General features: G+C 74.7%; 28 protein-coding genes. 13 read left to right on the forward strand and 15 right to left on the reverse strand.

Annotated elements, in window-relative coordinates; genetic code table 11:
* The first annotated feature begins 47 nt into the window (after positions 1-47).
* Both AC067J_RS04305 and AC067J_RS04310 read left to right on the forward strand, forming a co-directional pair.
* Positions 48-1820 (forward strand): phytoene desaturase family protein, encoded by a 1773-nt coding sequence (locus AC067J_RS04305; RefSeq protein ID WP_478296450.1) that lies wholly within the window; start codon positions 48-50, stop codon positions 1818-1820.
* Complete coding sequence (locus AC067J_RS04310; RefSeq protein WP_478296451.1) at positions 1817-2875, forward strand: MDR family NADP-dependent oxidoreductase; 1059 nt, start codon at positions 1817-1819, stop codon at positions 2873-2875. The genes AC067J_RS04305 and AC067J_RS04310 overlap by 4 nt, the downstream gene beginning before the upstream one ends.
* A 100-nt stretch (positions 2876-2975) precedes the next feature.
* Here the strand turns inward: AC067J_RS04310 and AC067J_RS04315 are convergent, their stop codons facing one another.
* The 3 genes from AC067J_RS04315 to AC067J_RS04325 all read right to left on the reverse strand — a co-directional run bounded on the left by AC067J_RS04315 (position 2976) and on the right by AC067J_RS04325 (position 4808).
* On the reverse strand, positions 2976-3560 hold the full coding sequence (locus AC067J_RS04315) for a TrmH family RNA methyltransferase (protein WP_478296452.1): 585 nt from the start codon (positions 3558-3560) through the stop codon (positions 2976-2978).
* Complete coding sequence (locus AC067J_RS04320) at positions 3557-4201, reverse strand: class I SAM-dependent methyltransferase (protein WP_478296453.1); 645 nt, start codon at positions 4199-4201, stop codon at positions 3557-3559. The genes AC067J_RS04315 and AC067J_RS04320 overlap by 4 nt, the downstream gene beginning before the upstream one ends.
* 133 nt (positions 4202-4334) lie before the next feature.
* Entirely contained in the window at positions 4335-4808 is a 474-nt protein-coding gene (locus AC067J_RS04325) for a carboxymuconolactone decarboxylase family protein (RefSeq protein WP_478296454.1), read from the reverse strand.
* A gap of 199 nt (positions 4809-5007) precedes the next feature.
* Here AC067J_RS04325 and AC067J_RS04330 point away from each other — a divergent pair, with 199 nt between their 5' ends.
* Positions 5008-5202 (forward strand): hypothetical protein, encoded by a 195-nt coding sequence (locus AC067J_RS04330; protein ID WP_478296455.1) that lies wholly within the window; start codon positions 5008-5010, stop codon positions 5200-5202.
* Between the two features lie 106 nt (positions 5203-5308).
* Here AC067J_RS04330 and AC067J_RS04335 read toward each other — a convergent pair whose 3' ends face one another.
* A complete protein-coding gene (locus AC067J_RS04335) occupies positions 5309-7918 on the reverse strand; it encodes a lysylphosphatidylglycerol synthase domain-containing protein (RefSeq protein WP_478296456.1) in 2610 nt (869 codons plus the stop codon).
* Between the two features lie 329 nt (positions 7919-8247).
* Here AC067J_RS04335 and AC067J_RS04340 point away from each other — a divergent pair, with 329 nt between their 5' ends.
* From AC067J_RS04340 to AC067J_RS04350, 3 genes are all read left to right on the forward strand, one after another.
* A complete protein-coding gene (locus tag AC067J_RS04340) occupies positions 8248-8514 on the forward strand; it encodes a UBP-type zinc finger domain-containing protein (protein ID WP_478296457.1) in 267 nt (88 codons plus the stop codon).
* 205 nt (positions 8515-8719) lie between these two features.
* Positions 8720-8992 (forward strand): hypothetical protein, encoded by a 273-nt coding sequence (locus AC067J_RS04345; protein WP_478296458.1) that lies wholly within the window; start codon positions 8720-8722, stop codon positions 8990-8992.
* Between the two features lie 300 nt (positions 8993-9292).
* Positions 9293-10285, forward strand: coding sequence for a sigma-70 family RNA polymerase sigma factor (locus AC067J_RS04350; RefSeq protein ID WP_478296459.1), 993 nt, complete (start codon positions 9293-9295; stop codon positions 10283-10285).
* Here AC067J_RS04350 and AC067J_RS04355 read toward each other — a convergent pair.
* A complete protein-coding gene (locus AC067J_RS04355; RefSeq protein ID WP_478296460.1) occupies positions 10166-10597 on the reverse strand; it encodes an STAS domain-containing protein in 432 nt (143 codons plus the stop codon). The genes AC067J_RS04350 and AC067J_RS04355 overlap by 120 nt on opposite strands.
* A 152-nt stretch (positions 10598-10749) precedes the next feature.
* Between AC067J_RS04355 and AC067J_RS04360 the strand changes: the two genes are divergently transcribed.
* Complete coding sequence (locus AC067J_RS04360) at positions 10750-11199, forward strand: SRPBCC family protein (protein ID WP_478296461.1); 450 nt, start codon at positions 10750-10752, stop codon at positions 11197-11199.
* Between the two features lie 102 nt (positions 11200-11301).
* Positions 11302-11793, forward strand: a complete 492-nt coding sequence (locus AC067J_RS04365; RefSeq protein ID WP_478296462.1) for an NUDIX domain-containing protein — start codon at positions 11302-11304, stop codon at positions 11791-11793.
* A gap of 68 nt (positions 11794-11861) precedes the next feature.
* Here the strand turns inward: AC067J_RS04365 and AC067J_RS04370 are convergent, their stop codons facing one another.
* The 3 genes from AC067J_RS04370 to AC067J_RS04380 all read right to left on the reverse strand — a co-directional run bounded on the left by AC067J_RS04370 (position 11862) and on the right by AC067J_RS04380 (position 14091).
* The gene (locus AC067J_RS04370) at positions 11862-12611 is read right to left on the reverse strand and encodes a Clp protease N-terminal domain-containing protein (protein WP_478296463.1); all 750 of its coding nucleotides are present in this window, start codon (positions 12609-12611) and stop codon (positions 11862-11864) included.
* Positions 12612-12759: 148 nt separating this feature from the next.
* On the reverse strand, positions 12760-13467 hold the full coding sequence (locus AC067J_RS04375) for a class I SAM-dependent DNA methyltransferase (protein ID WP_478296464.1): 708 nt from the start codon (positions 13465-13467) through the stop codon (positions 12760-12762).
* A gap of 177 nt (positions 13468-13644) precedes the next feature.
* On the reverse strand, positions 13645-14091 hold the full coding sequence (locus tag AC067J_RS04380) for an N-acetyltransferase family protein (RefSeq protein WP_478296465.1): 447 nt from the start codon (positions 14089-14091) through the stop codon (positions 13645-13647).
* A 51-nt stretch (positions 14092-14142) separates the two neighbouring features.
* Here AC067J_RS04380 and AC067J_RS04385 point away from each other — a divergent pair, with 51 nt between their 5' ends.
* Positions 14143-14715 carry a GNAT family N-acetyltransferase gene (locus tag AC067J_RS04385; RefSeq protein WP_478296466.1) on the forward strand — a complete coding sequence of 191 codons (573 nt, stop codon included), beginning with the start codon at positions 14143-14145 and terminating at the stop codon, positions 14713-14715.
* Positions 14716-14737: 22 nt separating this feature from the next.
* Here the strand turns inward: AC067J_RS04385 and AC067J_RS04390 are convergent, their stop codons facing one another.
* Both AC067J_RS04390 and AC067J_RS04395 read right to left on the reverse strand, forming a co-directional pair.
* Positions 14738-15475 (reverse strand): tyrosine-protein phosphatase, encoded by a 738-nt coding sequence (locus tag AC067J_RS04390; protein WP_478296467.1) that lies wholly within the window; start codon positions 15473-15475, stop codon positions 14738-14740.
* 274 nt (positions 15476-15749) lie between these two features.
* On the reverse strand, positions 15750-16493 hold the full coding sequence (locus AC067J_RS04395; RefSeq protein WP_478296468.1) for a hypothetical protein: 744 nt from the start codon (positions 16491-16493) through the stop codon (positions 15750-15752).
* A gap of 388 nt (positions 16494-16881) precedes the next feature.
* Here AC067J_RS04395 and AC067J_RS04400 point away from each other — a divergent pair, with 388 nt between their 5' ends.
* From AC067J_RS04400 to AC067J_RS04410, 3 genes are all read left to right on the forward strand, one after another.
* On the forward strand, positions 16882-17709 hold the full coding sequence (locus tag AC067J_RS04400; protein ID WP_478296929.1) for an RNA polymerase sigma factor: 828 nt from the start codon (positions 16882-16884) through the stop codon (positions 17707-17709).
* Positions 17706-19040, forward strand: a complete 1335-nt coding sequence (locus AC067J_RS04405) for a hypothetical protein (RefSeq protein WP_478296469.1) — start codon at positions 17706-17708, stop codon at positions 19038-19040. The genes AC067J_RS04400 and AC067J_RS04405 overlap by 4 nt, the downstream gene beginning before the upstream one ends.
* A gap of 571 nt (positions 19041-19611) precedes the next feature.
* Positions 19612-21141 carry a protein kinase domain-containing protein gene (locus AC067J_RS04410; protein WP_478296470.1) on the forward strand — a complete coding sequence of 510 codons (1530 nt, stop codon included), beginning with the start codon at positions 19612-19614 and terminating at the stop codon, positions 21139-21141.
* Here the strand turns inward: AC067J_RS04410 and AC067J_RS04415 are convergent.
* On the reverse strand, positions 21138-21536 hold the full coding sequence (locus tag AC067J_RS04415) for a cupin domain-containing protein (RefSeq protein ID WP_478296471.1): 399 nt from the start codon (positions 21534-21536) through the stop codon (positions 21138-21140). The two genes, AC067J_RS04410 and AC067J_RS04415, sit on opposite strands and share 4 nt — an antisense overlap.
* Before the next feature lie 104 nt (positions 21537-21640).
* Between AC067J_RS04415 and AC067J_RS04420 the strand changes: the two genes are divergently transcribed.
* Positions 21641-22015, forward strand: coding sequence for a VOC family protein (locus tag AC067J_RS04420; RefSeq protein ID WP_478296472.1), 375 nt, complete (start codon positions 21641-21643; stop codon positions 22013-22015).
* A 19-nt stretch (positions 22016-22034) separates the two neighbouring features.
* Here the strand turns inward: AC067J_RS04420 and AC067J_RS04425 are convergent, their stop codons facing one another.
* The 4 genes from AC067J_RS04425 to AC067J_RS04440 all read right to left on the reverse strand — a co-directional run bounded on the left by AC067J_RS04425 (position 22035) and on the right by AC067J_RS04440 (position 26177).
* On the reverse strand, positions 22035-22631 hold the full coding sequence (locus AC067J_RS04425) for a potassium channel family protein (RefSeq protein ID WP_478296473.1): 597 nt from the start codon (positions 22629-22631) through the stop codon (positions 22035-22037).
* A gap of 70 nt (positions 22632-22701) precedes the next feature.
* Positions 22702-23424: a response regulator gene (locus tag AC067J_RS04430; RefSeq protein WP_478296474.1), complete on the reverse strand. Its 723-nt coding sequence runs from the start codon at positions 23422-23424 to the stop codon at positions 22702-22704.
* Positions 23421-24653 (reverse strand): sensor histidine kinase, encoded by a 1233-nt coding sequence (locus AC067J_RS04435; RefSeq protein ID WP_478296475.1) that lies wholly within the window; start codon positions 24651-24653, stop codon positions 23421-23423. Before AC067J_RS04435 ends, AC067J_RS04430 begins: the two co-directional genes overlap by 4 nt.
* Before the next feature lie 129 nt (positions 24654-24782).
* Entirely contained in the window at positions 24783-26177 is a 1395-nt protein-coding gene (locus AC067J_RS04440) for a hypothetical protein (protein ID WP_478296476.1), read from the reverse strand.
* Positions 26178-26183 lie beyond the last annotated feature (6 nt).

Here is a 26183-nt window from a genome sequence, read left to right on the forward strand (position 1 = left end):
CCCCGACAACGGCAACGCACTCCACGGTACGGACGAGGAAGGCTGGAATGACGACACGGGAACCGGTCGCCGGGCGCCGCCGAGAGACGATGATCATCGTCGGCGGCGGCCTCGGCGGCCTCTCCACCGGGTGCTACGCCCGGATGAACGGCTACCGGACGCAGATCTTCGAGATGCACGAGATCCCCGGCGGCTCGTGCACCGGGTGGGACCGCAGCGACTTCACCTTCGACTGGTGCATCAGCTGGCTGCTCGGCAACGGCCCGGGCAACGAGATGTACCAGATCTGGCTCGAACTGGGCGCGCTCCAGGGCAAGGAGATGCGCCACTTCGACGTCTTCAACATCGTCCGGGGCCGGGACGGCCGGGCGGTCCACTTCTACTCCGACCCGGACCGGCTGGAGGCGCACCTGCTCGCCCTCTCGCCGGCCGACGCCGCGCCGATCCGGGAGTTCTGCGCCGGCATCCGGACCTTCCGGAAGGCGCTCGCGGTCTACCCGTTCCTCAAGCCGGTCGGGCTGATGGGCCGGCTGGAGCGGTGGCGGATGCTGGCCTCGTTCCTCCCGTACTTCAACACCATCCGCAAGTCGATCACGGTGCTGATGACCGACTTCGCCCTGCGGTTCCGCGACCCGCTGCTGCGCGAGGCGTTCAACTTCATCCTCTACGAGAAGCACCCGGCCTTCCCGGTGCTGCCGTTCTACTTCCAGCTGGCCTCGCACGCCAACCAGGCCGCCGGGGTGCCCGAGGGCGGTTCGCTCGCGCTGGCCCGGTCGATCGAGGAGCGGTACCGCAAGCTCGGCGGCGAGATCACCTACAACGCCAAGGTCGAGGAGATCCTGGTCGAGCGGGACCGCGCGGTCGGCGTGCGGCTCAGCGACGGCCGGGAGTTCCGCGCCGACATCGTGGTCTCCGCAGCCGACGGCCACACCACGGTGATGAAGCTGCTCAAGGGCCGGTACCTCAACGACACCTACCGGCGGCTGTACACCTCGCTGATCGACGAGCCCGGCCAGCTGTCGCCCGGCTACGTGTCCCTCTTCCTGGGACTGCGCCGGCCCTTCCCGCAGGGCGACCCGTGCACCACCTACCTGCTGACGGAGCAGGAGGCGAGCGCGCTGACCGGGATCCGCTGCCACTCGATGAACGTGCAGTTCCGCACCCGGCACTACCCGGAGCTGGCGCCGAGCGAGTCGACGGTGGTGTTCGCGACGTACTTCTCGGACATCGCCCCCTGGCGGGCGCTGCACGAGGGACCGGAGCAGACCTCCCGGGTGCGGCGCGGCGAGGAGCTGCACACCCTGCCGGTCAAGCACGGACGGGAGTACATGGCGGCCAAGCGGCGGGTCCGCAACGGCATCGCCGCCTTCCTGGACGAGCGGTTCCCCGGCTTCAAGGACGCGGTGGCCGTCGCCGACGTCTCGACCCCGCTCACCCAGGTCCGCTACACCGGCGTCTACGACGGCACCTTCCCGGGCTGGAACCCGTTCGTGGAGGGTGCGGAGACGGTCGAGGAGGAGATCAAGAAGAGCGGTCCGGTGCTGCCCGGCCTCTCGGACTTCTACCTCTCCGGGGTCTGGGCGACCATCGGCGGCCTGATCCGCGCGGCCGCCGCCGGCCGGCACGTCATGCAGTTCATCTGCCGGGACGACGGACTGGAGTTCACCGCCGAGATCGACCGGAGCGCGCCGCTGCCGACGCACCGGATCATCCCGGTGGGCGGGCCGCCCCGCCGGGCCCGGCCGCCGGGCCCGGCCGCCGGGGAGCAGCGCGACGGCGCGGAGGACACCGAGACCATGGAGACGGGAGCCCTGGCATGAGGATCGAGAAGTGGGTCGTCCGGGAGCACCTGGACGGGGTGCCGGACGTCAACCGGATCTACCGGAAGGTCGTCGAGGACGTCGAGATCGACCTCCGTCCGGACGAGATGCTCTTCCGGACGCGGTACGTCTCGGTCGACCCGTACCAGAACGGGCTCGCCCTGGAGACGCCGATCGGCCACCACATGGGCGCCGACTCGATCATGGAGGTGATCGAGGCCGGGCCGGAGGCGGCGTTCCGGGTCGGCGACCTGGTGCAGGGCTTCGGCGGCTGGCGCAGCCACGTCGTGCACAACGGAGCCGAGGAGCTGTGGAAGACCGGCATCTTCCCGATGGTCTTCCCGGCCTACCGCCGCCTCGATCCGGACTGGTACGACGAGCGGCTGCCGGTCTCCACCGCCCTCGGCATCATGGGCGCGCCGGGCATGACGGCCTGGGGCACGCTCACCCGGTTCATGACCGTCCGGCCCGGCGACACGGTGGTGATCAGCGGGGCCTCCGGCTCGATCGGCACCCTGGTCGGCCAGTTGGCCAGGCGGGCCGGCGCCGGCCGGCTGGTCGGCACCACCGCCTCGCCGGGCAAGGCCGAGTACCTGCGGGGGCTCGGCTTCGACGAGGTGGTCCTCTACGACCAGGCCGACGACGCCGAGAAGGTCCGTCAGGCGCTGCAGCTCGCCGCCCCCGACGGGGTCGACCGGTACTTCGACAACCTGGGCGGCACCGTGACCGACGCGGTGTTCACCATGCTCAACGTGGACAGCCAGGTGGCCGTCTGCTGGCAGTGGGCGACCACGGTGAACGGCGATCTCACCGGACCCAGGCTGCTGCCGTACATCATGTTCCCGCGCACCACGATCCGCGGGATCTTCGCCCAGGAGTGGTTCACCGAGCCGCTCCTGGCGCAGATGCACCGGGAGCTGGGCGGGCTGGTCCGGGGCGGGGAGATCCGCTACCACCAGACCGTGCACAAGGGGTTCGACGAGATCCCGCAGGCGTACCGGAGCCTCTACCTGGACCGGGAGGGCAACCGGGGCAAGGTGCTCGTCGAGGTCTGACCCGTACCGCCGGTGGGAGGAGGGGACGCCCCCCTCCTCCCACCGGGGCAGGCCAGCCGAGGCCGAGGCCGGCTGCCGTCGAGGTCCGCCGTCGCTGCGGTCAGTCGTCGTCGAGGTCGCCCGCGTCCGGGCCGCCCGCGTCGGAGCCGTCCGGGGCACCGGTGATCGCGTACCCCTGGCGGCGCGCCTCGTAGCAGGCCACCGTCGCCGCGGCGGAGACGTTCAGCGAGCCGACGCGGCCCAGCTGCGGCACGAACACGACCTGGTCGCAGAGGGCCAGCGCGTCCGGCGTGATGCCGCGGTCCTCGTGGCCGAGGACGAAGGCGACCGCCGGGGTCAGGGTGGCGGCGAACATCGGCACCGCCTCGTCGGCCAGCTCCAGGCCGACCACCTTGAAGCCGTCGCCCTTCGCGGCGGCCACCGCCTCGGCGACCGTCGGGAAGTGCTCGACCTTCAGGTACTTGTCGGTGCCCATCGCGGCCTTCTGCGCACCCGACGAGCGCACCGACGGGGTGTCGCCGGTGAGGTAGAGCTTCTCCGCGCCCATCGCGGCGGCGGTCCGGACGATCGAGCCGACGTTGAACGGCGACTGCAGGTTCTCCAGGATCATCGCGAGCCGGAACTCGTTGCCACGCCGCCACTGACGGTGCAGCCGCTTCAGTTCGGTCCCGCGGAGCTGCTTCACGACGTCGTACCTCGTCCACTCTCGGGGCCCTCGCCCGCCGTGGGGCGGGGCCGCGCTTCAAGAATCCGGAACCCGTTCACCGACGTGACGCGGGTGGTCGGGTAACCCTGGTCGTTCAGCCACTTCTGCAGCGAGTCCGAGCCCAGGTGCTTCTGGACCACCAGGAACGCCGAGCCGTCCGGGGTCAGCCGGCCGAGCCACTGCTCCAGCAGTCGGCGCAGGGCGGCCTTGCCGATCCGGATCGGCGGGTTGGAGTAGATCGCCGCGAACCGCTGGTCGGCGGGGACCTCCTCGGGCAGCGCGGCCTGCACGTTGCCCAGCTGCAGCGCCTCGGCGTTCAGCCGGACCAGCTCCAGCGCGCGGGTGTTGACGTCCACCGCCCAGACCGGCAGCCGCTTGCGCCGGCTCGCCCAGGTCAGCGCGATCGGGCCGTAGCCGCAGCCGACGTCCAGGATCGGGCCGCGCACCCGGGGCGGGGGCGCGTGCTCCAGCAGGATCCGGGTGCCCGGGTCCAGCCGGGTGCGGGAGAAGACGCCCGCGTCGGTGGTCAGTTCCAGGGTGAGGTCCGGCAGGGTGACCGTGATCGGACGGCGCTCGCTGGCGACCTCGGGTGCACCGGTGAAGTAGTGCGAGCCGGACATGATTTCCCCGTCGTTCGTATGGGCCTCGGGGCCACCGGGAGGTGTGGGTAAGCCCTGCTGGTACGGCACCGATCGTACCCCCGGTGGCCTGCGGCCCGTTCGCCTCAGCCGGGAGGGCGGGGCCCGGCCCGGGTCACCGGACGGCACCCGGGGTCTTGCGGGTGGCCACGTTGATCCGGTTCCAGGCGTTGATCGTGTAGCAGAGCGAGATCAGCTGGGCGAGCTCCTTCTCGTCGAAGAGGGCGGCGGCCCGCCCGTACACCTCGTCGGAGACGCCGCCGCTGATGCGGGTGATCTCCTCGGCGAGCGCCAGGGCGGCGCACTCGCGGTCGCTGTAGACGCCGACCGGGGCCTCGTGCCAGACCGGCAGCAGGTAGATCCGCTCGTCGCTCTCGCCGGCCTTCCGGGCGTCCTTGACGTGCATGTCCAGGCAGTAGGCGCAGCCGTTGAGCTGGGAGGAACGGACCTGCACCAGCTCGACCAGGGCCGGGTCGAGGCCCTCGCGGGCGGCGGCGTCCAGGGCGATCATCGCGCGGAAGACCTTGGGGGCGGTCCGGGCGTAGTCGAGGCGGGCGGCCGGCCGGGCGGCGTTCTCGTTCGTCGTCATGGCTACGACCCTAGGCAGCGGGTGAACCCCGTACATGGTGCATTCGACGGCTGTTCCAGCGGGTCAATCCGGTGGACCGGGCGGCGCCCGACAACACGCCGCGCGGTGTGCGGCGCGTCGCGCCGGGACGGTCCACGGCGGATACTTCCAGTACCCCCACCGTGCCCGAGGGAGCCTCCGAGCAGCGAGGACGGACGCCATGCCGCAGAACCACGAGGACTACCTGGACGAGGTCGACGAAGCCGTGGAACCGGACGACGAGGCGGAGGAGGACGACGAGTACGACGAGCTGGCCGAGCGCCGAGCGCTCGGGGCGGACCCGGCCACGGACGTCGCGGACGTGGCCGAACAGAGCCGGGTCGTCCAGCTCGACGAGGACGAGTACCGGGAGTAGGCGAGCACCGGCTCCCGCACCGCCGGTCGCCGCACCGGACGGCTGTCGCACCGGGCGGAGCGGACCTGGTGGTCCTCCGGCCGGTGCGGTGCGGCGGCCCGCCGGGTCACAGGGCCCGGCGGCGCTGCAGCCAGGTGAACGCGGCCCAGCCCGGCAGCACCGGAAGGACGAGGGTGAGCAGCCGGTAGAGCGCGACGGCGGCCAGCGCCCCGCCCTCCTCCATCGACGCGGTGTGCTCCAGCAGCGTCACCAGCGCACTGTCCACGACGCCGGCCCCGCCCGGGGTCGGCGCCGCGCTGCCGGCCGCGTTGCCGATCAGGAGCACCACCGCGACGGAGGCGAAGGCCGGCTCCCGCCCGACCGCCCGCGCGCAGCAGTACAGACAGGCGACCAGCGAGATCGAGACCAGCAGCTGACCGGTGACACCGACCGCCAGCCGCCCCGGGTTGCGGAGGAGTTCCAGCAGCCGGGGCAGCACCTCGGCGGTCAGCGGACGCAGCCGGGCGGTCAGCCAGCGCCGGGCCGGCGGTACGGCGGACACCCCCGCCAGCAGGGCGGCAGCCACCGCGAGGCCGCCGACCACGGCCGGCAGGGCGTCCAGTTCGGATCCGCCGGGCTCCAGGCCCAGCAGGTAGACGAAGGCGCCGAGCTGCAGCAGGTGCAGCACCAGGCCGAGGAGCTGGCCCACGCCGACGCTGGACAGCGCCTGCGCGGTCGGGATGCCGGCCCGCTGGAGGAAACGGATGTTCAGGGCGACGCCGCCCACCCCGCCGGGGGAGACCAGCTTCACGAACGAGCCGGCGACCTGCGCGAGCACCGCGTTGCGGAAGTCCAGCCGCTCCGGGACGAAGCCGACGAAGCCCATCGCCGACATGACGTGGCTGGAGGCCGCGGCGAGCAGGGCGAGGACGAGCCAGAGCGGGTCGGCGTCGATGACGGCGGCGATCGGGTTCTGTTCGGTGGCGAAGAGCTGGGGCAGCAGCAGCCAGCCGGCCACCACTCCGCCGCCGACGGCGAGCAGGGTGCGGGGGCGGAGCCGCTCCAGCCGGACCGGGCGGACCGGCGCCTGCGGCCGGGTGCGGAGCACCTCGGCGCGGATGGCGTCGAGCAGGTCGGGAGGCGCCGCCGCCGCGGTGTCGGGCGCGTCCGGCGCGCCCGGTGCTTCGGGGGTGCCGGCTGCGGCGTGCTCGCCGGGTGCGGGGCGTTGGGGCGGGACGGCCGCCGGGGTCGGGGCCGGGGTCGAGTCCGGGGCCGGGTCCGCGGCGGACCGCTTGAGGGCGTGCCGGGTGCTGCGGGCCAGGGCGATCGGCTGCAGCAGCGGGAGGGCGGCGCCGACCGCGTCGGGGCCGAGCACCGCCACCGCGGCCCGGACCGACCGCTCGGCGCCGGTGCGCAGGGCGAGGGTGGTGAGCAGCTGGGCGATGTCGCTGCGCAGGACGAGGTCGCTCGCCGCGATGTCGCCGTCCGCGAAGTCCACCAGGTGCACCGATCCCGCCTCGTCGACCAGCAGCGCGGACGGCACCAGCGCCCGGTGCGAGATCTCGCGCCGCTGGAGCAGCGCGAGCTGGCTCCAGGCGTCGGCGAGCAGTGCGTCGGTGACCTCGTCGTCGGCGAGGTCGTCCAGGGTGCGGCCGGGCAGGCGCTCGTACGCGACCAGCGCGGTGTCCCGGCCGAGTTCGGCGGTGGCGGCGATCCGACAGGTGCGGACCCCGGCGGCGACGGCCGCGTAGGAGACCAGGGCCTCGTGTTCCAGGCCGGTGCGGAGCGAGCGCAGGGCCCTCGGGTGCGGGGCGGTCCGCAGCCGCAGCCGGCGCCAGGCCCGCTGCACCAGGGCGGCCGTGACCGCCTGCCGGTCGAGCACCTGGACGTCGAGGTCGGGTCGGCCGGTCTCCTGGTGGACGAGGTAGCGGTCGGGGCCGACCGGGGCGGCGGCGACCGGGCGCAGGCCCGCTTCCCGCAGGCTGTGCAGGATCTGCGCGGGCCGGGGCCGGGGGTCCGGGGTGCCGACGGCGTAGCGGGTGCCGTGGGCGACCGTCCAGCCGATCAGCAGGCCGAGCAGCAGGGCGGTCGGGGTGGCGAACCCGCCGGCCAGTCCGGCGAGCCCGGAGAGCGTGAGGAGGGCCCGCGGCACCCGCCGCTCGCGGGCACCGGAGGCGGTGAGGAAGGCGAGGACGGGGGCGAGGTAGCCGTAGACCGGCTCGGTGCGGGCGAGGGTGCTGCCGGGCAGGGGCTGGGTCAGCGCGGAGACCAGGGAGAAGGGCGCGGTGCCGTCGATCCAGAGGTCGAGGGCGAGCGAGACGCCGTACGCGAGGACGGCGGCCAGCAGGCCGTCGGCGAGGTGCTGGAGGACGTGCCGGCGGTCCGGTACCACGCCGAGCAGCCGGCGGGCGGCCGAGTACGCGGGGACGAGGAGTAAGGCGGCGGTGGTGAGTCCGGCGGCGAAGCCGGCCAGCGGGCGCGGCACCAGCTCGGCGGCCTGGGAGACGTCGGCGGCGATGCCACCGGTGGTGGCGCGGGCGTAGTCGGCGAGCAGGAGGGTGAGGGTGATCGCGCCGAGGCCGACGAGGAGGCGGATCAGTGCCACGGGCTGCCGGACCCGGCCGGTGCGGGCTATGCCGGGACGGCCGGGTGGGCCCCCGCCGACGCTCGTCGGCGCAGGGCCGGACGCCTCGACGGTGGGGCTGCCACCGGTGTCGCTGTTCGTTCTCCCCGTCACGTCCGCCACGGTTGGCATGCTCCCACGCTGGGATCGGGCGGCGGGCGCGGGTGCCCGGTGCGGGGCCGTGGCGGCTGGACTATGTAGACCGATCGGTAGATTCACGGGTATGTAGACCGGTCGGCATATTCTTGCTCTGTAGACCGGTCTGCATATTTCCGGGTCGGGTGGCGGCAGGGTGGCGGCCGGCGGGGCGGCGGCCGGGCAGGGCGGGGCGAGGCCGGACGGTGGCAGCGGCCGGACGGCGCGAGGTGGTGCGGGGCCGGGCGTGTACGGAGCGGAGCGTGTCTTGGGGCGCGGGGCGGGGTGGGCCTCACTACTCTGCGTCCATGAGTGCCTGCGAAGACCTCGCCGCCGCACCCCGGGACATCGCGCCCCTCCCGCCCACGGACGGCTGCGCCGACTGCCTGGCCGAGGGGCGCCGGGACTGGGTGCACCTGCGGGTCTGCCTGGACTGCGGCCACATCGGCTGCTGTGACTTCTCGCCGCAGCGGCACGCCACCTCGCACTTCCACAACAGCTCCCATCCGGTGATCCGCTCGTACGAGCCGGGCGAGGACTGGCGCTGGTGCTTCGTCCACGAGGTGATGGGCTGAGTCGCCGGTCGGCCGCCCGTTTTACCACCTGGTTCGCCGTCCGGTTGGCCGCCCGGTCCGGCGGCGGGGCCGGTGCCGTCGGCGGGCCGCCTCGGAGCGATGGCGGGCGCGGCAGGTGTAACCCGGTGAAAATCGGGACATAACGCCCGTGCGGTCCCTCCGGCCGACATCCGTCGGGCCGGCCACCGCCGAAGGGAGGCCGACGATGACCAAGCGAACGCCGGGCAGTACCCACAAGCTCCGCAGGGGCACCCAGGAGCTGCTGGAGCGCCGCGGCATGGCGACGAGCCCGACGACACTCCCACCGAGGCCGAGCACCGGCGCCTCGGCGGGCGCCGCCGGCGCGTACGGGGGTGACGGGGCCTTCCGGCACGGCGGCCGGGACGCCCCCGTGGGGTCCATGCACTCCGCGCCCGCGATGCACGCCGAGCTCAAGGGCCACCGCCACCGCGGGGCCGAGAAGCACTCCGCGCACTGATCGCGCACCGGGCGCGCACTGATCGCGTACCGGGCGCCGCGCCGGGCACGCCGGCCGCCCACCGGTCGGGCGCCGTTCCGTCGGAGGGGGCGGGAGCCGCACCGCGGCTTCCGCCCCCTCGACGTCCGCTCAGGGCGGCGGCCCCGCACGACGAGCCGGGACGAGAACCGTCCGGGAACGTCGGCAGGCGGAACGGCGGTCGGAGCGGGGGCGGTGCTGTCGGTGGCCTGCGGTACGTTCGTGCCGATCACGGACAGGGCGGGAACGGGGCGGGACGGGGGCAGGACGATGGCCGACCTGATGACGGAGGAGCCGGTCGAGCTCCAGCTGGAGCGGTACCGGACCGAGTTGACCGGGTACTGCTACCGCATGCTCGGCTCGGTCTTCGAGGCCGAGGACGCGGTGCAGGAGACGATGGTCCGGGCCTGGCGCGGGTACCGGGGCTTCGAGGGCCGCGCGGCGCTGCGCTCCTGGCTGTACCGGATCGCCACCAACGTCTGCCTCGACGCGCTGAACGGCCGCAACGGCCGCGCCCGTCCGATGGACCTGGCCGGCCCGTCCACGGTGGCCACCGCGACCGACGCGCAGCTGCCCGAGGTCACCTGGATCGGCCCGGCGCCGGACGGCCGGGTGCTGCCCGAGACGGGTGACCCGGCCGAGGTGGCCGCCCAGCGGGAGTCGGTGCGGCTCGCCTTCGTCTCCGTGCTCCAGCGGTTGGCGCCCCGGCAGCGGGCGGTGCTGATCCTGCGCGAGGTGCTCGGCTGGAGGGCCACCGAGGTGGCCGAGCTGCTCGGCGTCACCGTCGCCTCGGTCAACAGCGCGCTCCAGCGGGCGCGCGCCACCCTCGCCGCCGACACCGCCGCGGCCCGCCCGGCCTCCGCGCTGGACGAGGACCACCGCGCGCTGCTGTCCCGCTACGTCAGCGCCTTCGAGGCCTACGACATGGACGGGCTGGCCGCCCTGCTGCACGAGGACGTCACGCTCAACATGCCGCCGTTCGCGCTGTGGCTGACCGGGCACGCGGACATCCGCGAGTGGATGCTCGGCCCGGGCCACGGCTGCCGGGGGTCCCGGCTGGTGCCGGTGGAGGCCAACGGCAGCCCGGCCTTCGGGCAGTACCGGCCGAGCCCGGCGGGCGGCCACGAGCCGTGGGCCCTGATCGTGCTGGAGGTCTCAGAGGGCCGGATCGCGGGGCTCACCAACTTCCTCGACACCGACACGCTCTTCCCGCTGTTCGGCCTGCCGCCCCGGCTGGAGGAGGGGCAGCGGACCGGCCCGGAGGGCGGGCGGTAGGTCGGCGGGGGCATCGGGCGGGGCGGCGACGTCCACGGGGCCGGCGCCCTCCCCTGCGCCGTCCTCCGCGGGGAGGACGGCGGCCAGTCCGCTGAACGCGAGCAGTTCCCGCAGGGGGCCGCTCGTGTTCCGCAGGACCAGGCCCACGCCGTGCCGGGCGGCGGCGAGCCGCAGCCGGGCGAGGGCGTCGACGACGGCGAGGTCGGGGGCGGCCAGGGCGCCGAGGTCACAGGTCACCGGGCCCCGGGTGTCCGGTTCGGTCTTCGGTCGAGTGTTCACGTAGGTGAGACCGGTGCGGTGGGCCCGGCTCATCGGCCGACCGGAAAGATTCCCGAGGATTCTCGAAGATTCCCGAAAGAAGTCCGCCGGGGAGCGATGAGTTTCGGGTGGCGCTCCGGTCTACCCCTCTGAAAGCGCGACACCGGGCCGCGAACGCGGCGGAACACACCAGAGGGACGGACGACATGAGCGAGAACAAGAGCGGGATCCTGGGCGAGCTGACCATCACCCGCGAGCTGCCCGCGGCCCCGGCGGACGTCTTCCGCGCGTACGTCGAGCCCGAGCAGTTCGTCCGCTTCTGGGGCCCGGTCGGCACCCACGTGCCGCTGGACACCGTGACCATCGAGCCGAAGGTCGGCGGGCGTTTCGACAGCACGATGGTGATGGACGCGACGGGCGACCGCTACCCGGTGCGGGGCACCATCACGGCGATCCGGGAGGGCGAGCTGCTGGAGTTCGTCGAGGACGGCATCGGGATGACGGGCCGGCTCACCTTCGTCGACCTGGGCGGGGGCCGCACCGAGGTGGTCATGCAGCAGCTGGACGTCCCGGAGATGTACCTCGGCCCGGAGGCCGAGGCCGGTCTCAACTCCAGCTTCGACCGCCTGGTGGAGCACCTCGCGGGCCGGGACTGACCCCGCGGACGGCGGGCCGGCCCGCGGGGACTTCGGCTGCCCGCGGCGGACCGGGATGGCAGAGTGGGGCGCAGTCGTCCCCTGAGCCGGAGGAGGTCCGCCGTGGCGGCCGAGCCGTTGAAGTCCCGTGAAGAGTGGTTGGCCTCGCTGCCCCGGATCTACGCGGCGGCGGGGTGCGTGCTGCGGGACGAGTCCGGGCGGCTCCTGATCGTCAAGGCCGGTTACCGGGAGTACTGGCAGTTCCCGGGCGGGACGATCGACCTCGGTGAGGGGCCGGCCGAGTGCGCGGCCCGGGAGCTGGAGGAGGAGACCGGGATCGTCGGCCGGGCCGGCGACCTGCTGGCCATCTCCTGGACCCACCCGTCGGACGAACTCGACCACCCGGCCCAGCACTTCCTGTTCGACTTCGGCACCGTCCCGGACGGCACCCCCGTGACCGTCCCGGCCGGCGAACTGGACGACCACCGCTGGGTCGATGACGCGGAGGCGCTCGAACTGCTGGGTCCGGCGCGGTCGTTGCGGCTCCGGGCGGCGATGGAGGCGGCGGCCGACGGTCGGGTGCGGATCGTCACCACCCACGTGTCGGGGTTCTGAACCCGTTCCGAACCCGCTCGCCGGGAGTTCCGGGGCCCCGCCCGTCCCGGGGCCCCGGAACGGTCCGGTCACTCCTGGGTGTCGGCGTTCGTCGCGATGAACGCGGCGAGGAGGTCGGCGATGAAGGTCTCGGTCTCCGCCTTCTCCACGCCGAGGTCGTCGAGCACGCCGGCGCCGTTCTCCAGCTCCAGCAGCGCGAGCAGGATGTGCTCGGTTCCGACGTAGTTGTGGCCGAGCTTCAGCGCCTCGCGGAAGGTCAGCTCCAGCGCCTTCTTGCCCTGGGCGTCGTACGGGATGAGCGCCGGCACCTCGGCGGCCGCGGCCGGGAGCACCGCCGTCACGGCGGTCCGGACGGCCTCGGGGGTCACGCCCTGGGCGGCCAGCGCCCGGACGGCCAGGCCGTCCGGCTCGGCGAGCAGGCCCAGCAGCAGGTGTTCGGCGCCGATCTCGGCGTTGCCGGCCCGGCGGGCCTCCTCCTGGGAGGACATCACGACGTTGCGGGCCCGGTCGGTGAACCGGCCGAAGCCCTGGCTCGGGTCGAGGTCGTTCGGCGTGGCCGGGTCCTTGGGGACGAACCGCTTCTGGGCGGCCTGCTTGCTGACGCCCATGCTGCGGCCGATGTCGGTCCAGGAGGCGCCGGAGCGGCGGGCCTGGTCGACGAAGTGGCCGATGAGGTGGTCGGCCAGTTCGCCGAGGTGGTCGCCGGCGATGACCGCGTCGGCGAGCTGGTCGAGCGCGTCGGTGTGGATCTTCTTGATCGCGTCGATCAGGTCGTCGAGACGCAGCGGAGTGGTCTTGGGAACGATCGGATTCTCCATGTCGTCAACCGTAGGTTGTCGACCCCGGATCGTCAACCATCGGTTGACGATCCGGGGAGTTGTGTCCTCCGACCGACCCCGACGGGCCCGGAGCCGGGTTGCGTCCGGCTCCGTCCGCGCGCCCGTTCCGCCTGCCCCGGGCCGGGGTTCAGCCCCGGTTCTCCCACACGTACGCCGCCGACACGGGGTGGCTGCGGTACTTCTCCCACTTCGGCTTGAGTGCGATCCACTCGTCGTCCACGACCGCCTCCGCCATCTCGACCAGCGTCCAGCCGGCCGCCAGTCCGGCGGTCAGGTGGTCCGAGACCAGGTGGATGTGGGTGGTGATGGCGATGTCGGCGCCGCCCTCACCGGTGAAGTGGGTCGGCATGCCGGCCGCCATGATGAAGTACGGGTGCAGGCCGACCAGGACGAAGCGCCCGCCCGGGCGGGCCAGTCGCCGGGCCTCGCGGTAGTACGGGCCGAGGTCGGCGAGGTGCTCGTCGATCAGCGAGGAGATGACCAGGTCGTACGCTCCGGAGGCCAGCCCGGTGGAGGCGACGTCGCCCTCGGTCAGGCTGTCGTGGGCGCCCCGCGCCTCGGCCGCGGCGAGCATCTCGGGGGTGAGGTCCACCCCGTCGAGCACCAGGCCCTCGGCGGCCCGGCCGCGCAGCCAGGCGCCCGTCCGGCCGGTGCCGCAGCCGAGGTCGGCCGCGCGGCCGACCTCCGGCCAGGTGGGCACGGTGAGCCGGTCGAGCACGGCGAGGTCCATCGCGTCCTCGACGGTCTGCTCGTACGTGGCCACCCACTGGGCGTAGCCGGTCCTGACGTCCACGGTCGGGTAGTTGCGGGTGTCGAAGTCGGAGAAGTGCACCATGACGGGAAGTATCGTGCGCGCCGACGGTCGGCCGCGAACGATTATCGGGAGCGGGTCGGATCGGGTCGGAGTAGGCCGGTGCGGGGCGGCGTGGGTCGTGGCGGAGCGGGCCGGCGTGCGTCGGGGACGGGCCGGGGCCGGTGCGGGCGAGGGCGGGCGCGCGCTGCCGACCCTCCGTCAGAGTGCCAGCTTGAACCCGTCGTGGCTGCGCTCGAAGCCGAGCGAGGCGTAGAACCGGTGGGCCTCGGTGCGGCGCTTGTCGCTGGTCAGCTGGACGAGCGTGCAGCCGCGTGCGCGGGCCCGCTCGACCGCCCGGGTCAGCAGCTCGCGCCCGAGGCCCTCGCCCCGGCGGTCGGCGCGGACCCGGACGCCCTCGATCAGCGCGCGTTCCGCGCCGCCCCGGCCGAGGCCCGGGATGTAGGTCAGCTGGAGGTAGCCGATCACCGGGCCGCCACCCCCGTCGAGGACCAGCATCTCGTTGCGGGCGTCGGCGTCCACGTCCGCGAAGGCGCGGGCGTAGGCTTCGTCGACCCGGACGTCGGCAGGATCGGTCACGCCGGTCTCGTCGGTGAGGAGGGCGATGACGGCGGGCAGGTCCTGAGGGGTCGCGGTGCGGAGAATCACGCCCGGAGTCTGCCAGGTCGGCGGCCGGGCCGGTCGGTCGGAGGAGCGGCGATGCGGATACTCACCCTTCCGGAGGCCGAGGTGCCTCCGGAACTCAAGCTCCAGGTGGCCGAGTTGCAGGAGCAGGTCTGGCCGGGCCCGCCCGGGCCGTCGGCCGATCCGGTGCACGACCCGGCGCTGCGCCCGCTCTCGATGCTCCTGCTGGACGGCGACCGGGTGGTGGCCGCGCTCGACGTGCTCTCCAAGTCGCTGGCCCACGCCGGGCGGACCTATGCGGCGAGCGGGCTGAGCGCGGTGGTCACCGACCGCGCGCGGCGCGGCCGCGGCCACGGGCGCCGACTGGTGTCGGCGGCCCGCGCCGCGATCGGGGAGGGCGGCGCGGACCTCGGGCTCTTCACCTGCGACCGGGAGCTCCGGGGCTTCTACGAGAGCGCGGGCTGGGAGCTGCTGCCGGGTGCGGTGCTGATCGGCGGGACGGTCGAGCAGCCGTTCCCGAGCGACCAGGACGGGTTCGACAAGCTGACCATGGCCGCGTTCCTGACCGGCTCCGCCCGGCGGCACCGCGCGCATTTCACCGGGGCCCGGATCGCCCTGTACCCGGGAGGGATCGACAAGCTCTGGTAGGAGCAGTCGATGTGACGTGACGTCAGGCAGTGACCAGGCGGGTCCTGGTCGCCGCGAGGTCGGCCGGGTCGACGCCGGCGGCCAGCAGGTAGCCGGTCGGCTCGAAGCCGTCGAGGGCGGCGTGGAGGGCTTCCTCGGCGGTGGTGCCGGCCTCGGTGAGGACCGCGTCGATCCGGCGGTACTGGTCCGGCAGGCCGAGCATGCCGTACAGCGGGCGGACGTTGGGCGCGCTCAGCAGGTAGTCGGCGACGATCTCGGTGGGCTCGACGCCGGCCAGGGCGAGCAGCAGCAGGGCGGCCAGGCCGGTCCGGTCGCGGCCGGCGCCGCAGTGCACGACCAGGCCGCCGGGGCGGGCGCCGGCGATCGTTGTGATCAACTCGGCTGCGGCGTGCGGACAGTGGTCCAGGTAGGGGCGGAGCGCCAGGGGGGTGCCGTCGAGGTGTCCGTAGGCCTTCCACCAGGCGGGGCCGGCGAGTTCGTCCAGCGGTACGCGGATCAGCTCGATGTCGTCCGGGAGGGGGAGGAGCGGCTTGTACTCCTCGATGTTGCGCAGGTCGACGACGGTGCGGACGCCGTGGTCGAGGAGGGCGTCCCATCCTTCGGCGGTGAGCCGGTCCAGGTTGTCGGCCCGGGCGATCGAGCGGCGGGTGGTGTGCGCGCCGGTGGCGGTGCGGAGTCCGCCCAGGTCACGGACGTTGAGGCAGCCGTCCCAGACCAGGGTGCGGTCCTCGGTGGTGGTCTGCGCGTGTGCCCGGCTCATTGGCTCCCCGTTTCCTGATCGGAGGTCCGTTACCCCCTCGTTATATGGACTCCCGGGGGATCCGGATGGTTCCTCCGATGGTCCGATGATCGATGTTCAGGCGATCGTATAGCTGATGGAACGTCAGATGAGTGCCGATCGACGGGAGGAGTGGCGGGGGGCCTGGTCGCGCGGGGGGCCGGACGGCGGCCTCGGCGCGGACGAGCTTCTCCATCGGCCGGGCGGCGGCTCGCCGGGTCGGGGCTCGCCGGGTCGGGGCTCACCGGGTCGGGGCTCACCGTTCCGGGCGGCCGGTGTCGGGGCCGGGGCCCCGGTCGGTGTCGTGGCCGGAGTCGTCGAAGTCCCAGAGCGGGCGTCCGAGCGAGTCCAGGCAGCGGACGGTGCGGAAGCGCTCGTCCTCCGCCGAGAGGAAGCCCCGGGCGACTCCGCGCAGGACGGTCCGCGCGGTCGCGTCGGCCCTGGTCCAGGCGCCGGTGAGGACGAGTGCCTTGTCCACCAGCTCGGCGCGCTGGATCCGGGCCACCGCGACCGCCGACAGCGTCGCGTTGACCTCTTCGAGTTCGGTGGGGGAGAGGTAGGTCCCGCCGCTCCCGCCGCCCCGGTCGCGCTCGGCCCGGCGCCGCAGTTCGGGCAGGCCGTAGTGGCGGACGGCGGCGACCGAGTCGTCCAGCGCCACCCGCCAGCGCGGTCCGGGCAGCACCTCCCACCAGACGTCCTCGCCGACCGGCAGCAGTTCGCCGATCCGGGCCCGCCAGGACTCGATGCCGTAGACGGCGCGCGGGTCCGGGCGCGGGCCGGGGAAGGCGGCCTCGGCCCAGTCGTTCCGGCGGACCAGGCTGAGGTCGAAGGTGTAGCGGACCCGGTCCTCGGTGTGGTGCTCGACCAGGCCGAGCAGTGCCCAGTGGGTCTCGTCGGGGAGGTGGAAGGTCCGGCGCCGTCCGGTGAGGCCCAGGAGGCGGAGGGCGGGTGCGAGGTGGTCGCGCAGGCCGCGCTCGTAGAGATCGTGGGCGGTCGTCATGGCGGGTCCTGAACGGTCGTGGCGGGTGGCGGGTGGCGGGTGGAGACGGGCCGGCGGGGGCCGTGACCGCGCCCGCGGCCGGGCGGCGGACTGCGGCGGGCAGAGGGCGGCGCGGCGAGCCGGGAGCGGACGGCGGCGGTCGCGGCGAGACGGCGCACCCGGATGGATCGTCCACCTACAACGTAGGCAGGAAGGCGCCTCCGGGGCAGCGGGCGAAGGCCAGCAGGCGGCAGGACCTTCGACCCGAAGGCGGGTCGCCCTTGGTCCGGCCGCATCGGTGTCCCCGGCCGCCACCGGGGACCGGTCGGGGCACCCGGGACCGCCCGTTCGTGGCCGCGCGTAACGGTCCGACTTCGTCGGGGCGGGCTGTTGGCCCGGATGGCGCATGATGTGGCGGGTGCAGAGTGCAGAACGCCCCGGAGCGGGCACCGACAGCCCCGTCGGCCGGTCCGTACCGGTGACGACGTCAGGCCCGCCGCTCGGCCCGCCCGCAGGCGCGGCCACCGCCCCCGTCGACCTGACCGCAGCCGTGCGGGCCGCGCAGGACGGGGACGAGGAGGCCTACCGGCTGCTGTTCCGGAGCGTTCAACCGGGCCTGCTCCGCTACCTGAGGGTGCTGGTCGGCGGCCGGCCCGAGGGCGTTCAGGACGCCGAGGACATCGCCTCCGAGGCCTGGCTGCAGATCGCCCGTGACCTGCGCTCCTTCACCGGGGACGGGGACGGCTTCCGGGGCTGGGCCGCCACCATCGCGCGCAACCGGGCGCTGGACCACCTGCGGGCCCGGCGCCGCAGGCCGGTCGCCGACCTGCCGTTCGAGTACCTGGCCGAGCTGGCCGCGGGGGACGACACCGCGGGCGCGGCGCTCACCGCGGTCGGCACCTCGGACGCGCTGGCGCTGATCTCCCGGCTGCCCCGGGACCAGGCCGAGGCCGTGCTGCTCCGGGTGGTGATGGAACTGGACGCCGAGAGCGCCGCCCAGGTGCTGGGCAAGCGGTCGGGCAGCGTCCGGATGGCCGCGCACCGGGGGCTGCGCCGGCTCGCCAAGCTGCTGGAGCAGCCCTTCGCGCCGGGCGCGGCCGGGCCGGGGATCCCCACCGCGCGGGCGGGCGGGGCCGTCGGCAGGCCCGTCCGGGAGGGCGTCGGGAAGCCGGTCGAAAAAAATTCTCCGCAGGGTGTGACAGAACGCCGGGCCGCGACGCTGAAGGACATGAGATGAGCACCAACCGACCCCGTCGGATCGACCGTGACACCGCCGAGCAGCTGCTCGCCGGTGCCGTGGGAGGCCCGTCGGCCGGGCAGGGCGCCTCGCTCACCGGACCGGACGGCAGCACCGTGCACCCCGGGCCCCGGCCGCCCGAGGCCGGGCACGCGGGGCGGGTCGCCCGGGTACTGGCCGCCGCGGCGGCTCCGGCGGAGCAGGGCGAACTGGCCGGGGAGGAAGCGGCCCTGGCCGCGTTCCGGGAGGCCCGTCTCGCACCTGTCCCAGCAGTACCCGCCGCACCTGCCGTACCCGCACCCGTCCGGAGACGAACGATGGCGACCGCCGCGCTGACGAGGGCCTTCAGTACGAAGGCCGTCGCCGTCGTGCTCGGCGCCACGGCGCTCGGCGGGGTCGCGGTCGCGGCCGGGACGGGCAACCTGCCGTCCGCGCTGGGCGGCGGTTCGGACGAGCCGCACCGCAGTCCGGTCGTACCGGTCGCGTCGAGCCCCTCGTCCGCTCCGGCGGTGCGGCCCGGAGCACCGACCGGTGCGTCGACGGCCGCGCCGTCCGCCGCTCCGTCCGGCGGCGCGTCCGCGGCCCCCTCCGGAGGGGCGTCCACCGGGTCGTCCGGCAGCCCGTCCGGCGGTCCGGCCGACGGCCCTGCCGCCTCCGGCCCGCCCACCGGGGCCGACCGCCCGCAGGAGCCGGGCCTGACGGCCCCGCCCTTCGGGGAGGGCCGGGGCCTGTCCGGGGCCGGGGTGTCGGCCGCCCTCTGCAAGGCGTTCACGGAACGGGCCGGCAAGGGGGAGCGGCCGCGCCTGCTGGTCAAGGAGCCGCAGTTCGGCGCCCTGGTCGCGGCGGCCGGTGGCCCGGAGAAGGTGGAGGGCTACTGCGCTGACGTGCTCCGCAAGTCGGACGACGACCGCCGGGCCGGCTCCTCGGCCCGGCCGCGGCCGGGCGGGAGCGGATCCGGCAAGGGGTCCGGGGACGACCTCGGTGACCGCGACCGGCGCGACGGATCCGGTGACTCGGGCAGCTCGGGCAGCTCGGGTGGTTCCGGCGGATCCGCCGGTTCGAGCGTTTCCGGCACCTCGGGCACCTCGGCCACCTCGGGCGGTTCCGGAGACGGCCGCGGCGCCGGCAGCGGCAGCGGTGGGACGGACGACGGCAGGACGAGCACGAGTGCGGCCACCCCGTCCGTGACCGCGCCGGTCCCACCGACCGCGGACGGACCGAGCGGCCCGTCCGCGACCGTGACGGTGACCGCGCCACCCGGCGCGTCGGCCTCCCCCCGACCGACACCCGACCGCGACGGCTGGCCCGACAACGCCTCGCCCCGGAGGTGACCCAGAACTCCGGGTGGGCGGTGAGCGAATCCCCCCGGGCTCGCCGCCCATCCGGACCGTCCCACCCGGCACGACCCGCACGACCCGGTTCCACCGCAGTACCCGGCACCACCCGGCACCACCGCAGTACCCAGTTCCACCCGAAGACTCCGGGTGGCCGGTCGGCTCCCCCGTGCCCACCGTCCACCCGGCCGGCCCCGGCCGGACCGGCAGGCGCACATCCCGGACGCGCCGCCGGCCCGGCCGGGCCGGAACCCGCCGGCCCGCCCAGCCCGCAGCCAGGGCGGGCCGGCACCCCCGCGCACGACCCGCTCCACCGCTCCACCGCTCCACACCTGGACCCGACCGTGACCGTCACCTGGTACGACCACGAGCCGGCGGCCGGGGATCCGCTGCCCGGTTCCCCGGCCGTCTCCCCCTTGCGGCGGCCCGCCGGGACCACCGCCGCCCCGGTGCCCACGGACTCCTCCCGCCGCTGCCGCCGCCCGGGCGAGCCACCACCGGGGGCTATCGTGCACACGTGCACGAGGCGGTCCGGGGCCCCGGACAGGGCACGTGAGGGGAGTTCCAGGTGATCGGACGGGCGCTGAACGGGCGTTACGAACTCGTCGAGGTACTCGGCGTCGGCGGCATGGCCACCGTCTGGCGCGGGGTGGACCACGTGCTGGGCCGCCAGGTGGCCGTCAAGGTGCTCAACGGGGGCCTCGCCGACGACCCGCGGTTCGCCGAGCGGTTCGGCCGCGAGGCGCAGCACGCCGCCATGCTGGTCCACCCGAGGATCGTCATGGTCTTCGACTCGGGCGTCGACCAGGGCTCGCCGTACATCGTCATGGAGCTGGTGCAGGGCCGCTCGCTGGCCGCACTGCTGGCCCAGCGGCCCGGGCTGCCGGTCGAGCAGGCGGTCGGGATCGCGGCCGCGGTCTGCGAGGGCCTGGCGGTCGCCCACGGCGCGGGCCTGGTGCACCGGGACATCAAGCCCGGCAACATCATGATCACGGACGACGGCGGGGTGAAGGTCGTCGACTTCGGCATCGCCCGGGCCGGGTCCTCCCACAACCTCACCCAGACCGCGTCCGTGCTCGGCACCGCCGCCTACCTCTCGCCGGAACAGGCCACCGCCGGCCCGCTGGACGGCCGCACCGACCTGTACGCGGTCGGCTGCGTGCTGACCGAAATGCTCACCGGCGCACCGCCGTTCACCGCCGAGACCCCGGTCGCGATCGCCTACCGGCACGTCGGCGAACTGCCGCTGCCGCCCTCGGCCCGGCGCCCCGGCCTGCCGCCCGCACTGGACGCCGCCGTGCTGCGCCTGCTCGCCAAGAACCCGGCCGACCGCCCGGCCGACGCCGCCGCCGCGCGCGCCGAACTGCTGTCCTGCATACCGGGCCTGGTGGTCGCCGACCCGACCACCGAACTCCTCGCGGCGGTGCCCCTGCCGCCGGCTTTCCCGGGCGCCGACCAGCAGCACACCACCCTCCTGCCGCCGCAGCCCCGCCCGCCCGCCGCGACCTCGGTGATGGCGCCCGTACCGGCGCCCCGGCCGATGCCCGAGCCCGTCCGGGAGGACCGGCGCAAGCCGCTGGTCTTCGGCGCCCTCGGCCTGGTGGGCATCGCCGGCGCCGCGATGATCGGGCTCACGGCCTTCGACGACCCGGGCGCCCCGGCCGCGGCCGCCAAGCCCACCACCAGCGCGTCCGCCACCGCCACGCCGACGCCGAGCGCGTCCTCCCCGACGGCGACGCCGACCCCGACCGCGACGCCCACGGCCACGCCCACCAGCGCCCGCCCCACCACTCCCGCGCCGCACGACCCGGCCCCGCTGGTCCAGATCAACGCGCTGCGCCAGAGCATCGCCCAGACCCAGGTGGAGAAGGACCGCGGCCGCCAGGTCGACCTGCTCCACACGCTGGACGACGCGACCGCCCGTCTCAACGAGGGCCAGACCGACGCCGCCGTCCGCGAGTTGAAGGGCGCGCAGAAGACCGTCCGCGACCTCGCCCGCAAGCACGCCATCGACGGCCAGACCTACCAGAACTGGAACTCCCGGCTGTCCTCCCTGATCACCTCCCTCAACGCCGCGGCGGACACGGAGGAGGACTAGCGGCTGACGCGGAGGAGGACCGGACCCTCGGCCGGACGGGCCTGGGCCGGGCGGACGTGAGGCCGGTCCTGCACCCCGGCGGGCCCGCCGTCGTCCTCCGCCGGCTCCACGATGAGGAGCGTGCCCCGGCTGCCCTCCCGGACGGTGTGGCGGGCACCCGCCGGTACCAGGTACAGCTCGCCCGCCCGCACGGACAGGTCCGTGCCCTCCACGGTCAGCTCCAGCAGGCCGTCGAGGACCAGCAGTGCCTCGGCGCCCTCGTGCGCCTCCTCCGGGACCGGCGTCCCGTCCATCCGCAGCACCTTGACGCGGGCCGTCCCCACGTCGCCCAGTGCGCGCGAATCCCAGGCCTGCGGGAGTGCGTCGGCCGTGCTGAACAGGTCGACCGGGTTCATGGCATGCCTCTTTCCGCTGGAAGCTCGCGCTTCGTTTCGGTGGATGCCCCGACGCTAGCCGGGTACGGCCCCCGGGTGGTCGACCGTTTGGCAAAATCACGCGCATGCTGAAGATCGGTTCGGTGGTGCTCGGAGTGGCGGACGTACGGCGGGCGGCGGCGTTCTGGGGCGGCGCCCTGGGGTACGTGCCGCGGGACGGCGAGGAGGTCGGGGACCGCTGGGTGGTGCTGGGCCCGCCGCCCGGCGGGGTCGGGGTCCAGGTGGCGCTCGGACGCAGCGGGTCGCCCGTCCAGGAGCACCCCCGGGTCCACCTGGACCTGTACGCCGTCGACGCGGCGGACCAGGCGGCCGAGGTCGAGCGGCTGGTGGGGCTCGGCGCGCAGCGGGTCGACTGGGACCTCTACCCGGAGGACCCGGACTTCGTGGTGCTGGCGGACCCCGACGGCAACAGGTTCTGCGTCATCGACACGAGCCGGTGAGCCCGGGCCCGGGCGGGGGTCAGCCCGGGCCGTGCCGCCGCACCCGCTGTTCGACGCCGGTGCGGACCTGTCGGCTCAGCACCCCGGCGGCGGCGGCCAGGAAGACGAAGTTGTAGACGATCTGCAGGATCACCACCAGGCGCGGCCCCTGGCCCTCCGCGGTGATGTCCCCGTACCCGACCGTCGCCATGGTGACGATCGTGAAGTAGAGCGCGTCGAGGCGGGTCTCCAGGCCGTCGAACTCGCCGGGATGGGCGGCGAGGACGTAGTAGCTGCCGGCGAAGACGGTCATCGCGAGGCAGATCAGGAACACCAGCCAGACGCCCGGGTGGTGGCCGGTGCCGCGCAGCATGTCGGCGATCCGGGCGAGCAGGAGGGCGGAGAGCAGGACGAGCGCGGCCGCGAAGACCAGCCAGCTGAGCACCGGGCGGTCGTCGCCGAGGGTGCGCAGCGGCAGGTTGAAGTAGCCGAGCATCAGCAGTGTGAACGAGCCCAGCAGCAGGCCCCAGGCCCGCAGGTCGACGCGGTCCCGGGGCGGCAGCTCGGGCGGTTCCCCGGACGCGTCCCCGGGCAGTTCCCGGGGCGGCTGCGGTGGCGGCTGCTGGTCGGCGGACATCCCCGCCAGCCTGTGGCACGCCGCCCGGTGGCCGCGCGCCGGGTTGCTCCGTCCGGGGCGCGGGCCGGGTTCAGCCCGCCAGGCCGTGCCGGATCGCCAGGACCGCCAGCCGGACCCGGTTCGGGCTGCCGGTCTTGGCCATCAGGTTGGACACGTGCGTCTTCACCGTGGTCACCCCGAGGTGCATCCGTTCGGCGATCTCGATGTTCGACAGTCCGTCCGCGATGTGCCGCAGCACTTCGTGCTCGCGCCCGGTGAACCTGGCCACCGGCTGCCGCCGGCCGTCCTCGCCGGTCCAGTCCGAGGCGGCCCGGGCCACCACCCTGCGGAGCACCTCGGGGCTGTACGGGCTCTCCCCGGCCGCGGCCCGCCGGACGGCGTCCAGGACGCCGGCCGGTTCGACGTCCTTGGCGAGGAAGCCGCAGGCACCCGCGGCGAGCGCCGGGTAGAGGCGGTCGTCGTCGTCGAAGGTGGTGAGGACGACGGTCCGGGTGGCGGGCAGCAGGCGGTGGAGTTCGCGGGTGGCGGTGATGCCGTCGGTGCCGGGCATGTGCAGGTCCATCAGCACCACGTCCGGGCGGAGCCGCAGGGCCAGGTCGACGGCTCGGGCGCCGTCGGCGGCCTCCCCGGCCACGGTGAGGTCGGGGGCGGACTCGCAGAGCATCCGGACGCCGGCCCGGACGAGTTGCTGGTCGTCGACGATCAGGACGCTGACGGGCGGGGTGCTGCCGGCCGTGGCTCCGCCGGTCGGGGCTCCGCCGACCGGGCCGCCGGCGATCGGGGTGACGGTCATGCGGCACCGCCGAGCACCCGAGGGGGCGACGCGGGCGACGGCACGGGTGCCGTCGGCGCCGCCGGCCGGGGGCCCTGGGGGAAGGGCCAGGAGGCGGCCAGCCGCCAGCCGCCCGGCACCGGGCCGGCTTCGATCGTCCCGCCCACCAGGGCCACCCGTTCGCGCATCCCGAGCAGTCCGTGCCCGCCGTCCATGTCCGTCCGCTCCTCTTCCGCCGTGCCGTCCGGCAGTTCGTTCTCCAGCTCCAGCCGTACCCGGGCGTCCTCCGTGGTGGCCCGCAGCCGTACCCGGGCGGCGGGTCCGGCGTGCTTGGTGACGTTCGCCAGGCCCTCCTGCACCAGCCGCAGCACCGTCAGGCCGCCGAGCGCGTCCAGCTCCGCGAGTCGCCCGCCGATGTCCGCGTCGATCCGCAGCCCGGCCTGCCGGGACCGTTCGACGACGCCGTGCACGGTGGCCGGCAGGTCGGCGGTGTCGGCGAGCAGCGGGGCCAGCTGGACGGCGTCGGGCTCGCGCAGCGCGGTGAGCAGCCGCCGCAGGTCGGCCAGCGCGGTGGTGGCGGAGGCGTGCACGTCGTCCAGGACGGCGGTCAGCCGGGGGTCGGCGGTCGGCAGGACGTGTCGGGCGACCCCGACCCGCAGCACCGTCGAGGCCAGGTGGTGGGCCACCATGTCGTGCAGTTCGCGCGCGATGGCGGCGCGTTCGCCCATCCGGGCGCCCCACTCGGCGAGGTCCCGGTTCCGTTCGGCCTCGCGGGCCCGGGCCTGGGCCGTCCGGGTGGCCTGCTGGGCGGAGCGGATGTAGCCGGCCAGCAGTACCGGGACGCCGCCGACCACCGCCGCCCGGTAGAGCGCACCCGCCAGGCTGCCGGGCAGGCCCGTGGAGGCGTGCGCGAGCTGGACGGCGAGCAGGGCCGCGACCGCCCACCGGACCTGCGGGCCCCAGCGTCGGACGGCGAGGTCGAAGAAGGCCGCCGCGGTACCGACCTTCACCTCGACCTGGACGGTGTGCGCGACCAGCGGCACCGCCAGCGCGCACTGGCCGAGCGCCACGGCGAACGGCCACCGCCCGCCCACGGCCGCCAGCACCAGCGCGCCCGCGCCCACCGCCCAGTCGGCGGCGCCCAGCCGGCCCGGGCCGCCCGGTCCGTCCGCCAGCAGCAGGTAGCCGAGTCCGGACAGCACCAGCGCGGGCCGCAGCAGTCTGATCCCGATCCCTCGCGTTCCCCACACGTTGTCGAGCGTAGGACGGCGGGGGGCCGGACTGATCGTCCCTCAGGCCGATCCCGCCCCTCCTCCTTCAGGCCGGGGCAGGCCGCCGGGGCGGGCGGGCCCCGGCGGCCTGCCTCCGGCCGCGGCCGTTCAGGCCGGGTGCCCCGCGCCGCCGCCCGGCTCGTCCAGGAACTCCAGCACCGCCAGCACCGCCAGCAGTCCGAGCGCCAGGCAGAGCGTCACCAGGGCGGTCGGGTAGCTCCAGAGGACGAACGCCAGCACCGCGCCGGCCACCGCGGCCCAGCCGAGCCACGCCTTCCACCGGTGCACGAACCGGCCGACCGGCCCGAACCGCAGCCCGGCCCGCTCGGCGCTGTGCCGGACGGCGCCCAGCCCGGACCCCCACATGCCCCGGGCGGCGACGGCCCACCGGCCGGCGCCGCTGAGCCAGGCGCCCAGGGCGACCAGCAGGCCCAGCGCGATCACCACCCGGACGGCCGAGCGCAGGTACCGCACCAGCGTGTCGTACACCGCCCCGGCGGCCGCCTGGTCGACGCCGGCCGGCAGCTTGTCGAGGTAGACGGCCCGGAAGACGGTGAGCCCGATCCCCAGCACCAGCGCGCCGCCGGCCACGAGCAGCGCGGCGGTGACGGCGGCCCGGCGGCGCCGGACGGCCAGCAGCACGCCGCCGACCGCGCAGGCCACGGTCAGCACCGGCAGCCAGAACCCGGCCAGGTCCAGCAGTCGGAAGGCGGTCCGGACCTTGGGGATGGCGTCCGACTGGACCAGGGTGAAGTCGGTGTGCACCTCGGGGATCTTGGAGGCGACCGACAGGCCGTCGGCGATCAGACGGGTCTTCGCCCGGTCGATCAGCGGCGCGAGGTCGAGCACCACGGTGTCGTTCTTGATCTCGATGGCCCCGCCGCCGTGCCCGGTCAGCATCTTCTCGATGGCCGCGTGCGCGTTCCGGTTGACCTCGGTCCAGACGGTGGCGAAGGCGTCGCTCTGCACCAGTTGCTCGACCCGGTCGTGGACGAAACCGGTGAGCCCGCTGGTGAGCGCCTGGCTGAGGGGGCCGATCAGCGCGTCCAGCCGGGGGCGGTCGTCGGGGGCGACCGACTCCAGCAGGGACTCGATCGGGATGTGCTTCATGATCTCGGTGGTGGCCCGGTTGGTCACCGCCGCCTGGATCGCCGGGTCCTGGGCGAGCGGCGCCATCGTGGCGACGTACCGGTCGGTGTCGGTGATCTGGGACTTGGTCCAGGCGGCGGCCAGGCTCAGCGGCGTCAGGACGCAGGCCAGCAGCACCAGGAGGACGGCGAAGGAGGAACGGACGCGGTGGTGCCGGTGGGCGGCCTGGGCCTTCAGCTGGGCCGTCAGCCGTGCGTCGTGGTCCTCGACGGCGCTGAGGCGGGCGCGTAGCTCGGCCAGCTCGTCGGAGGGCCGGTCACCGGGGGGCGGGGTGGGCGGGCCGACGGGCTGTCGGGCGGGCGGCGGCTGGTCGGGCTGGTCGCCGGGGCGGTCGGCCGGCTCGTTCGTCGGCATGCCTCA

The organism is Kitasatospora sp. NPDC042419 (genome assembly GCF_056437345.1).